11 protein-coding genes are annotated in these 11,205 nt (G+C 35.3%); 6 read left to right on the forward strand and 5 right to left on the reverse strand.

The window, feature by feature from the left end; translation table 11 throughout:
- Nucleotides 1-12: 12 nt before the first annotated feature.
- The 4 genes from AC3ASS_RS06590 to AC3ASS_RS06605 form a co-directional block, all read right to left on the reverse strand.
- On the reverse strand, nucleotides 13-1,560 hold the full coding sequence (locus AC3ASS_RS06590; RefSeq protein WP_488282723.1) for a fumarate hydratase: 1,548 nt from the start codon (nucleotides 1,558-1,560) through the stop codon (nucleotides 13-15).
- A 201-nt stretch (nucleotides 1,561-1,761) separates the two neighbouring features.
- On the reverse strand, nucleotides 1,762-1,917 hold the full coding sequence (locus AC3ASS_RS06595) for an SE1561 family protein (protein WP_488282724.1): 156 nt from the start codon (nucleotides 1,915-1,917) through the stop codon (nucleotides 1,762-1,764).
- 23 nt (nucleotides 1,918-1,940) lie between these two features.
- A complete protein-coding gene (locus tag AC3ASS_RS06600) occupies nucleotides 1,941-2,753 on the reverse strand; it encodes a YfkD family protein (RefSeq protein ID WP_488282725.1) in 813 nt (270 codons plus the stop codon).
- Between the two features lie 103 nt (nucleotides 2,754-2,856).
- Complete coding sequence (locus tag AC3ASS_RS06605; RefSeq protein WP_488282726.1) at nucleotides 2,857-3,480, reverse strand: YczE/YyaS/YitT family protein; 624 nt, start codon at nucleotides 3,478-3,480, stop codon at nucleotides 2,857-2,859.
- A gap of 386 nt (nucleotides 3,481-3,866) precedes the next feature.
- Between AC3ASS_RS06605 and AC3ASS_RS06610 the strand changes: the two genes are divergently transcribed.
- The 5 genes from AC3ASS_RS06610 to AC3ASS_RS06630 all read left to right on the forward strand — a co-directional run bounded on the left by AC3ASS_RS06610 (nucleotide 3,867) and on the right by AC3ASS_RS06630 (nucleotide 7,276).
- A complete protein-coding gene (locus AC3ASS_RS06610) occupies nucleotides 3,867-4,136 on the forward strand; it encodes a LysR substrate-binding domain-containing protein (RefSeq protein WP_488282727.1) in 270 nt (89 codons plus the stop codon).
- Nucleotides 4,099-4,416, forward strand: a complete 318-nt coding sequence (locus AC3ASS_RS06615) for a LysR substrate-binding domain-containing protein (protein ID WP_488282728.1) — start codon at nucleotides 4,099-4,101, stop codon at nucleotides 4,414-4,416. The genes AC3ASS_RS06610 and AC3ASS_RS06615 overlap by 38 nt, the downstream gene beginning before the upstream one ends.
- 1,015 nt (nucleotides 4,417-5,431) lie before the next feature.
- Nucleotides 5,432-5,809 (forward strand): GntR family transcriptional regulator, encoded by a 378-nt coding sequence (locus AC3ASS_RS06620; RefSeq protein ID WP_488282729.1) that lies wholly within the window; start codon nucleotides 5,432-5,434, stop codon nucleotides 5,807-5,809.
- Nucleotides 5,809-6,690: an ABC transporter ATP-binding protein gene (locus AC3ASS_RS06625; protein WP_488282730.1), complete on the forward strand. Its 882-nt coding sequence runs from the start codon at nucleotides 5,809-5,811 to the stop codon at nucleotides 6,688-6,690. The genes AC3ASS_RS06620 and AC3ASS_RS06625 overlap by 1 nt, the downstream gene beginning before the upstream one ends.
- On the forward strand, nucleotides 6,671-7,276 hold the full coding sequence (locus AC3ASS_RS06630) for an ABC-2 transporter permease (protein ID WP_488282731.1): 606 nt from the start codon (nucleotides 6,671-6,673) through the stop codon (nucleotides 7,274-7,276). Before AC3ASS_RS06625 ends, AC3ASS_RS06630 begins: the two co-directional genes overlap by 20 nt.
- Nucleotides 7,277-7,894: 618 nt before the next feature.
- Here the strand turns inward: AC3ASS_RS06630 and AC3ASS_RS06635 are convergent.
- Nucleotides 7,895-8,962: a C45 family autoproteolytic acyltransferase/hydrolase gene (locus AC3ASS_RS06635; protein WP_488282732.1), complete on the reverse strand. Its 1,068-nt coding sequence runs from the start codon at nucleotides 8,960-8,962 to the stop codon at nucleotides 7,895-7,897.
- Nucleotides 8,963-9,716: 754 nt separating this feature from the next.
- Between AC3ASS_RS06635 and AC3ASS_RS06640 the strand changes: the two genes are divergently transcribed.
- Nucleotides 9,717-10,907: an MFS transporter gene (locus AC3ASS_RS06640; RefSeq protein ID WP_488282733.1), complete on the forward strand. Its 1,191-nt coding sequence runs from the start codon at nucleotides 9,717-9,719 to the stop codon at nucleotides 10,905-10,907.
- Nucleotides 10,908-11,205 lie beyond the last annotated feature (298 nt).

Genomic DNA, 11,205 nt, shown 5'->3' on the forward strand with positions numbered 1-11,205 from the left:
GTTCTTAGGTGATTAAAACACTCTTTCTTTAAATTGTGCCAATTTTTCTAGGGAAGATTTATCTACATCTTCATGCAAACTATTTCCATGAGAATCCATAGTGACAACCGCAGTAAATCCTTCAACTTTCAAATGCCACATTGCTTCAGGAATACCGAATTCCATAAAATTAACGCCTTCTACAGATTTAATACAATCAGCATAATATTGCGCTGCTCCACCGATAGCGTTCAAATATACACCGCCATGTTCTTTAAGCGCTGCTAATGTTTTTAGTCCCATTCCACCTTTACCGATTACGGCACGAATACCAAATTTTTTCATAATATCGCCTTGGTAAGGTTCTTCTCGAATAGAGGTAGTAGGGCCTGCAGCTTTTACTTGCCATTTTCCGTTTTCATCTTTTAACATAACAGGACCACAATGATAAATAATTTGACCATTTAAATCCACCGGACAATCGTTTTCGGATAAATGTTTGTGGATAGCATCGCGTCCAGTGTAAATCATTCCATTAATACGAACGACGTCGCCCACCTTTAAAGAACGAATTTGTTCTTCTGTAATTGGTGCTTCCAATGTAACAACATTTGTTTCTTCACGAGTAGCAGCTACTTCTTCGCTTGCTTTTTGTTCTTCATCAAAATTAATCTCTTCCCCATCTTGATATAACCACTCTTGAATGTCACCAGTTTCTGGGTCAATATATACGCCTAATCGACGGAAAGCCCAACAGTTATAGGCAACAGATACGAAGAAACTTGCCGGAATTCGGTGCATAACACCAATTTTACAACCTAGTAATGTTGTTTCTCCGCCGAATCCCATTGTACCGATACCTAATTTATTGGCATTTTCCATGATGTATTCTTCTAACTTTCTTAAGTCTTCATTAGGGTTCACATCGTCGACAGAACGGAATAACTGTTCTTTTGCAAGATCATACCCACTAGAACGGTCTCCCCCGATTCCTACACCAATGAATCCTGCACTACAACCTTGTCCTTGAGCTTGATAGACAGAATGTAAAATACATTTACGAATTCCATCTAAATCACGGCCAGCTCTTCCTAACCCTTCTAATTCACAAGGCAAGCTGTACTGGATATTTTTATTTTCACATCCGCCGCCTTTTAAAATTAGGCGAACATCAATATAGTCTTTTTCCCACTGTTCAAATTTAATGACAGGAACTCCTACCCCTAAATTATCTCCGCTGTTTTCACCCGTTAGCGAATCAACAGAGTTAGGACGCAGTTTTCCATCTTTTGTTGCACGGACAATTGCGTTTTTAATCGCTTCTTTCATTTCAAGTTGATTCACACCAACTGGAGTTTTTATTTTAAACGTTGGTAAACCTGTATCTTGACAGATTGGTGACACATTTTCGTCAGCCATTTTTATATTGTTTGTAATTGTTGCCAGACTCATTGCTGCACGTGTTCCCGCATTTTCACGTTCTTTAGCAGCTTTAATAGCACGGCGAACATCTTTTGGTAGATTTGTGGACGTCTCGACAATTAGTTTATACATACTTTCTTCAAATGTTTGGATATTCATGGCGTTCTCCTTTCCCAATGCCTAATAAGTATTTCACACTGTAAATAATTATACTCCTTTCTTTTTTAGATTTAAAGAAAAGAGGAGGAACCGCTTTCAAAGATAGGTTCGTTTTTTTGGCCGAGCATTTATATAAATAGAAAAAAATAAACACATCTGACATAAATAAGCAAAAAAAATCGGACAATTTATGCCCGATTTTTATTTATTATGGATTTGTTTCTCTATTTCATCAATCATTGCAATAAGTCGATCGATATCTTCCAAACTTGTTTCTTCTGGGTTCAAACTATCTAAAGTTTCTAAAAAGCTTGTCAATCGATCCTGTAACTTAGCTATTTTGTTATCTTGTGCCAAATAATTCCTCTCCCATCTAATTTTTATTTAGGTTGATCAGTAGCTATAAAACCAAACGTTACATGGTCTTGAACCGGAATCCAAGCACCAATGCCTTGAGACGTTACATTTTTTATAACAATCATTTTTTTTCTACCTTTTAGTGCTAAATATACCTCTCCATATGTGACTTTACCTTTTTCGTTAATAGCAGGTGCGTACGCATATAAATACCCTAGTCGCTTTGGAGGGATATTATAATATTGATCCTTCTTTGTTCCTCCACCAATAATCGTTTCAAAAGCAAGAGGTAGATTTGTGTTTTGCATCGCACTTAATAACATCATCTTTTTCACTTGGTCCGCTTGAGGAACTTTTGAAGTTAATCCACCTTTAACAATTTTTTGTGATTCTTGTACATAATGAATTTTATATGGAGCATTACCTCCACGATTATCATAATAGTTCGTATTAATTTTTTGATATTCCCAGTTTGGCGATGTTTCTTGTGATTCGTAATTTAACGGCCATCTTCCTAAATAAATCATTGCCTTATGTCCAAGCGAGATTAGTGGTTTAGAAATACTTGTTTCATTTAATAATTCAATTAAGTCAGGATTTTCAATTTTTTCATTTGATGTATTCAATAATTCCTCCGTTAACTCACTCGGCTTTAAATAAGGCAAATTTTGAGTTGGATTTGGAAATGTATTTTCTTTCGATATGTTCATAACGGATGAAGGAATTTTATATTTTGCTGATTGTTGCTTAACTTCATTCTTTTCGGCAAAGATATCATTAGAAAAAATAAAAACTGAAAAAATCATGACTGTTACAAAAAGGAAGAGCTTCTTCATGACTGATTACTCCTTTCTATGGATCATCTATCTTTTGTCCATAGTTTTTTCGGAGTAAAACAATATTATCCATTAAAATTTAATGATTCCTTATCATGAATTTTTAACTTGATGTCCGTACGTTTATCAATCGTTCATACCATTTCTTTGTAAATGGGAAGAACAATTGAATCATCGGTCCAATGGTTGCGGCAATGATTAGTGTTCCTATCCCTATTGGCCCTTTCATGAACAACGCCATAATGATTGCGAATAATTCTGTTGATGTTTTCGCAATAGTATAGCTTATACCGAATCGCTCACTAATAGCGACCATTAAATGATCAATCGGGCTTACCGGGAATTTTGGTTGTAAATAAATAGAGATTCCGAAGCTAAGGATTAAAATTCCAATCAATAATAATCCTATTTTCATATAAGTGCTTTCCGGCGATATCCCATCCAATACAAATAAAAGCCAAAAATCAACACATGAGCCAATGATAGCCACTGCTAAAATTTCTAAATAAGCAGGCTTCTTCTTTTCAATCACACTATTAACGAAAATTAATATAAATCCAATAATAAAAATCCAACTTCCTACGGTTAAACCAACCGTTTCTGATAAAGCAACATTTAAAGCATCCCATGAACCAACACCAAAATTAGCTGTAATCGTTAATGAAATGCCTAATGAAACGATAAAAATTCCGATGAGATAAAATATGACTTTCTTGAAAAATTCCATCATGTCCACCTTTAAATAATCAGAATATTAAAAAACATTTGATAATATAAATGTACTGTAACCACTAATAAAGGAGGGATTGCTCTTAGAATCCTGCTCATAAGGGGGTGCTTAAACAAGAGAGTCTTTTGTATAGCACCGAGAAAAACGTTATCTTCCTCTGTAAGACAGCTTTTGGATAAACACTATGATTAAAGAGGGTGATATTCAAAATAATGAACGAACTCTGTGCATATGGCACAGAGTTTTTTACATTATCTCAGCTCAAAAGTTTCATTTAATTCAATACTTCCGATAACGGATTGAACTATTGAACAATTTTTTCGTTAATAGCCATTTCAATCTTGTTTTCATCAAGATTGTTACCCGTTATTAGCCGGTTCAAGATGCGTTATCCGCAAATGTCCCTGGAATTGCGTCATGATTCATCCCGCAATCTCATTCATGGCGTAATCAACGGGGAATTGAATCTTGCCTTCCTCGGTCTGGTACCGGCAAAGGAAGCCTTGCTTGAATCCTATATATTGTTTACTCAGCCTTTTTTCCTTCTGGTCCCCGCCAACCATCCCCTTTCGAATCGAAAACAAGTGCAATTAAACGAGTTGAAGGATGAGCCCTTTGTGTTTTTCCAAAGGATCCGACATTACTCTATCTAGTTGTCAGCAGGCTGGTTTTACGCCAAAAATTGCGGCGGTAAGAAAGGATGTTGAAGACATCAAAGGACTGGTATCTTCTTCCATCCAGATAGCCCTTTTGCCGGTGGATTGCCTGTATGATCACATCCCCCGCTCAATCCAAAAAATCAGGTTCTCCTATCCTCAAGTTACCAGAACAGTAGGGATTATCCGGCAGAAAGAACGGGAGCTCACTTCTTCCGAAAATAATTTCTTCAAATTTGTAAAAGACCTATATCGGCAAATGGAAGGATTTTTATAAGCATAAAGGAAAATAATCCAAAATTGTATTTTCTAGAAAGGCTTCCATTCCAAACGGATGAAGATATTTTACCGTAAGCCCTGATGAAAAGCAATTGGTTATCAGTACAAATTTAAACGGCTATTTTAATCTTTTAGGAATGGATTTGCCGAATCAATTTTCCTATCCGTAACCTTTAACAATCAATCCGCACAATCCCTCTATTATTCAAAAACCGGTGAATTTTTAGTTGTCGGTTTCGATAAGCACGGTGATGAAAATACCCAACTGAATGCCCTTTCCCCGCACGGTGGTGAGTTGGTGCCTTTATGCGTAAACGAGGTCATCGCCATTTCTTCTGCCACCTGACAAAAGACGACAAACGACTCTATTATTCCGGAACAAAGGACAATCCTACCTATTTGAATACCTACGTATACAATCTCGAAACCAAGGAAAAAACATAACAACCTATGTAGAGGAGGTAAGTCCTGAAGAAAAGAGCTATGTTTATGTAAAACAATGCGGAAACACCCATTCCCTAATGTTTGTACGCGTAGGTACAGAGGAGAATTTATTAACTCCGGAAACGGATCAGCAATTCACATCCTTTTCCCCAGTCGAAGTATCTGAAAATGTCATTTACTTTTTAACCAACCATGATACCAATCTTACTTACCTTGCAAAATTTGATCTTGATTCCAAAATCTTTGAAAAAGATTTGAACATTGAAAATGAGGATTTTATTCACATCTCCTATTCCAAGAAGGACCAGGTTCTCTATCTCATTGAAAACGGATATGCCGATCGGGATAAAATCCTTCTGATGGGTAGTAGCTATGGCAGTTATATGGCCCTTCTGTAACGGAATTAATAGGAGACACGTCCTTCCAATATTATGAACCTATTAAGCTGGTAAAGTCTTTTTAAACACTGTTATAGCTTATTATTATGAAAAATGTATTGTAAGGTAATTCAATAATGTGTAAAATGTATATATATAATATACACATTTTTTCGAGAGAGGTTTTTTTACATGCAAATTATAATCTCGAACCAATCTAAAGAACCCATTTATAGGCAAATTTATACTCAGATTAGGAAACAAATTCTAACGAATGAACTAAAGGCTGGAGAGTTGCTGCCTTCCATGCGTCAATTAGCGAAGGATTTAGATATAAGTATCATTACAACCAAGCGAGCATATGAAGAACTTGAAAATGACGGCTTTATTTACACAATAGTTGGAAAAGGATCGTTTGTATCTGAACAAAATAATGAAATGATTCTGGAAAGGAAAATGAAAGTCATTGAAGAACAACTAATGTCTGCAATTCAAAATAGTAAAGAAATAGGAATAGAATTAGAAGAATTAAAAGAACTACTTACAATGTTATATAAGGAGGATACATGATGGAAAGTGTAATTGAATTACAGCATGTATATAAGTCTTTTAAAGGATTTGAATTAAAAGACTTATCTATCTTCGTTAAGAAGGGCTTTGTTACAGGGTTTATTGGTGGTAATGGGGCGGGAAAATCCACAACCATCAAGCTGATTATGAATTTGTTACAACCGGATAGTGGAACAATTTCTATTTTTGGTTTGGATTATAAAAAAAATGAAAAAGAAATAAAACAACGGATCGGCTTTGTGTTCGATAGTAACATTTTTTATGAAAATATTACATTGGCTGAGATGAAGAAAATCATTAAACCTGCCTATCCAAAATGGGATGATGCCTTATTTCATCAATATGTAGATATGTTCGAACTGCCATTAAAGAAAAATTTAAAAACCTTTTCAAAAGGGATGAAGATGAAAGCCTCATTAACCATTGCATTATCCCACCATGCTGAGTTAATTATCATGGATGAACCTACATCTGGATTAGATCCGATCTTTCGTAGTGAATTATTAGATATCCTACATAACCTTATGCAGAATGAAGAAAGAACGATCTTTTTTTCAACGCACATTACGACAGATTTAGATCGAATAGCAGATTATATAACCTTTATTCATAATGGGCAACATATCTTCACAAAAGAGTATTATAAAATCGAAGAGGAATTCGCAATAGTAAAAGGAGGAATGAATCTAATAGATCGTGATACAGAACAAGAATTTATCGGAATTCGTAATACTAATCACGGATTCCGAGCATTGACAGCGAATAAACAACGGATAGAAACTCTTTTTGGTGATACAGTTATTATAGAGAAACCGACACTTGAGGATATTATGCTATATACAAAGAAAGGAGAAGAGAGAGATGCTGGATCTTATTCGTAAAGATCTGATATTACAGAAGAAAACATTGCCATTCATGTTGTTATTTTTGTTAGTCTATTTATTTGTAAATGTTTCTACTACTTGGGTGGCTATCGTTTTTTGTATTGTAATCATCATGAATGCTTTTGAAACGGATGAAACAGCATCAGCCAACCTGCTTTTAAATTCTTTACCATATACACGAAAGGAAATTGTCAGTTCAAAGTATATTGGTGCGCTATTTTTTATTTTTCTAATTCTGCTGACTATTTTTATAGGAAATTGGATGATTCATAGAGAAATCATGCAATGGGAAGTATTATTGTTCATTACGAGCATTGTAATGGGATTTATTTCATTTGCCTTCCCATTTTCTTATCTATTTAAAAGTAAATATTTATTGATAGGATCTGGTGTTGTGTTTGTTATTTATATGGTTACCCTAAGCGTAATACCTAATTTGAATGATAGAGTAAGAGAGGTAGTTCAAAGGGTTCTATCTTTTGATAATTCCCTGTTTTATGTAGCCATAATATTACCGTGTGCACTTCTTTATGTTCTTTCGTGGATACTCTCGATTCAAATATATAGTAGAAAAGTTATTTAGAAACGATGGAAAGCAAGACCCAGCCGCACAAAAAATATACGGAAGGTCAATTAATTGCATTGCTGAAAACCCCGGAAAATATGTGGAAGATAAAGAACTGGAGAAGACTTTATCGAAAACGGAAGGTTTGGGGACAGAGGCTACGAGGGCCGAATTCATCACAAAGTTTAAATGAATGAATCAAAAGGAACCTTGTCTATGCCACAGTCAAGATTCCCATCAAGGCATTAGAAAGGAGTTGCTGGCATCCTCCGAAATGACCGCCAAATGGGAAGCCGATTTAATTTGTTTCGGTCATCATCATCCCGTCGATTTTTTCCAATGGGACAATTTATTTGAAACCGCTCCTAGGCTGCACAAAAGCCACACCCCTTTATGCCATAGTGAAAATTACAAAAGAAAGAGATTAATGTTCGTTTGGAAGAAGCTGCCTATGGAAATAAAAGGTTTCTATAATCCTGCGAAGAATTAAGTTCCACAACATGAGTTTATTATCCAAGTATTTCATGGTAATCCAAAAGTAGTCATTGAAATGAAAGAGGGAGCTGATTCTGGCTCCCTCCTTATGTTTGTCTAATATATTGCCTTATCTAAGAAATACCTTACAATCCCTTGAATTTATTGGGTATACCATTTCACCTGATCCTCCATATGAACAAAAGGTATGTCGGTGTCCACTTCCCCCCATATTTTATCAATTTCCATATCATCTCCCTTTAGCAATCGGGAAAAATCTAATTCTACAGGTTCCTGATCTCCTCCAAGGGCAAACCACATTTTCAATTCCTTAGGAAAATAACCGGAAGTATGGATTGTACCGGCCCAGTCCTTATACAACCCGGAAAAGATCCCTTGATTCACATTATTTAATAGATGGAAAGCATCCCTTCCATCCAGTAGACCAGCTGCCCGTTTTGATTGTAGGATTTCCAAACGCCTTTCGGAATCTTTCAAATAGTGACGGTTTTCCTCCACCATTTCTTCAAAATGATTGGTACAGGCATTCCCCTCCCGCACTGTGACCTTTCTTGGTGATGTTTCAATAATGTAAGTTGTTCCCTTCGTATCCAAGACAATATAACTAAAGGAACCCCGATGGGGAATTTCCTTTAGAAGATCTATGGCTTCCTCTGCTGATTGACAAGTTTCTAACAGAATTCTGCCGACCATGTTACATATAAAGCCATCTCCCGGCTTTTTCCGATTCGTAAAATTATAACCCATGGTAAAACCCTTTTCATTCATTCCGTCCATCCGTCCGGTAATTTTTTGCGACGGTCCAATTGTGGCATAGCCTTCATCTGATGGTTGAAAAAGGATAAAGCGCCCGTCATAGGTTTTCGGATGATAATCATAGTTACGGATCAGAAAATCGTCTCCAGTGACAATGGAACAGCCGAAACGGGGAAGATTTACCCGATATCCCCCAAATTCCAGAAGAACCCGATCCATCGTCCATTTCAGGGCATCCTTTAGACCGAGCAGCTCTTCCCAAATTCGGGGGGCATATCGTTGAAAAACTTCCTTCGCCTCCGATTCAGGAATGTGAAATCTTGGTTTTCTCACCTTCCATTGCTGCTCTCTGTTTTTGAGCGTAAAGGAATCCTTTAATAATTCCCCCTGAAAAACTCCAAAATCATAGTGGGTTCCCCGAAATTGAATCACATCGCTGTATATTTTTTTCAAATTAACCCCTCTCTTCTGACTGTCTCATGCAAAAGTGAACTTTCTCTCATATTTATTTACTTTACTATAAATGACAATATGAAAAAAGACAGGTGCTAAATCAAATAGCGCCTGTTATCTTTAATCTTATAAAATAAAAGGGAAACATAATCAATAAAACAACTGCCATATATAAAACATCGGTATTTATATTGTTGTAGGAGGCAAACATCTTATCTAGCAATACGAGAAATTCATTGGAGTCAATCAGTCCTTCCATGAAAGTTGTAAAACTGCTGAAAAAAGTACCGATTACAAAAACAACCAATAACAGGAAATAAAGATTAGGCTGTTCTTTTTATTGAATAGAAGTTTATATAATACTAAAGAAAATAGCCTCATGCATCCGACAATGAGAATAAATTGGATATTTTTATCCATGGTCGTTAGTTTTGTTGAACCAAAAATTTCAATATTGGTAACTTCTATCCTCATCTTCGTTAAAATTTTTTAACACTTCTCCACTGCAGACTGCTAGCGATGCAACAAGTAACTGATATGGACGTCAGCTGAAATATGAAGGGTTCCATAAGATAAATCCGTTGTAAATTCTCCTTCTTTCATCTGAAACATCATCAGGAACACCTCCTATCTTTTGCCGTCAATCCAATTATATTAATAACGAGCAAATCACATACAAAAAGTTTCAATAATTTTCTTATTCATACTATAATGTTAGACATGAACGTGAAAACATAGGAATTGAGGAAGAAAAATGAACAGATTTCTTTTCTTAATATTAATAAGTATCGTTGCAATTTCTGGTTTTTCACAGGGGATGCTTTTACCGTTAATCTCCGTTATTTTTGAAAATAGTGGAGTTTCATCCACATTAAATGGATTGAATGCAACAGCGCTTTATATTGGTATATTAATTGCTTCCCCATTTATGGAATTGCCGTTACGAAAATATGGTTATAAATCGATTATTATTTGGGGAGGATTTATCGTTATTCTTTCCCTTGCATTATTTCCTTTGTGGAAATCATTTTGGTTTTGGTTTTTATTACGTTTATTGATTGGAATAGGGGATCATGCATTGCATTTTTCTACACAAACGTGGATTACTGCAACTTCTTCGGATCGACATCGAGGACGAAATATTTCGCTCTATGGACTCTTTTTTGGATTAGGTTTTGCCTTAGGTCCGTTAATGACTCCTCTTGTTAAAATTAATGAAGAACTTCCATTTATCATTTCATCATTGTTATGTTTACTTGGCTGGATTTTTGTCTTTTTCTTAAAAAATGAATATCCGGAGAATGAAGAAATAAAAGTACAATCCATGACATCAACAGTGAAACGGTTCTCCCAAGCGTGGAAATATGCCTGGGTTGCCTTATTACCTCCATTATGTTACGGATTTCTTGAGTCTTCCATTAACGGAATTTTCCCCATTTACGGATTGAGAATTGGGATAGATGTTACTTCCGTATCAACCATTTTATCTTCCTTTGCCATTGGTGCAATTGTTTTTCAACTACCTCTAGGTATCATGAGCGATAAATTTGGAAGACGAAAAGTTTTATTAGTTATATTGTTGTTAGGAGGCTTGTCTTTTTTAACAGCTAGCTTCCTAGAGTCATCTGTATTAGGTATGATTATTTGCGTGTTTGTTTCAGGAATGTTAGTGGGATCAACCTTTTCTCTAGGGGTTTCTTATATGACAGACTTAATTCCAAAACATTTACTTCCAACAGGTAATTTACTATGTGGAATCTTCTTCTCATTTGGAAGTCTCGGTGGACCGTTTATTGGGGGAATGATCATCCATTATTTCAAACAAATTAGTTTCTTTCATATTATTTCAGTATTACTATTAACGTTATTTATCATTATTTATTTTCACAAAGTCAAACCATCTTCATCAAATGTTCAACATAATATGAATGCTACGGGTACATAATTTGTGCCCGTTTTTTATTTTTAAAAATAGTCTTTCCACTGAGAACCATCTCCCCTAATTCTTTATAAAATTTATAGAAAGCAGTTGAATTACTATAATTTTTATTTTATAATAATTATAAATTAATAATTATTATAAATAATGATAATCATTCTCATCTGATAAACAATTGACAGAAAAAAGCTTTTCTATAGAAATTGTACTTTTCATTCAACCTCAAAAGTCCTGCGGTAATATGTCAAGCACCAAAATCAAAGGAATTGGAAATTCTAAACCGCAAAAGTTCTAAAAAAGGCAA

The sequence above is a fragment of the Bacillus sp. JST-5 genome, from assembly GCF_057747715.1.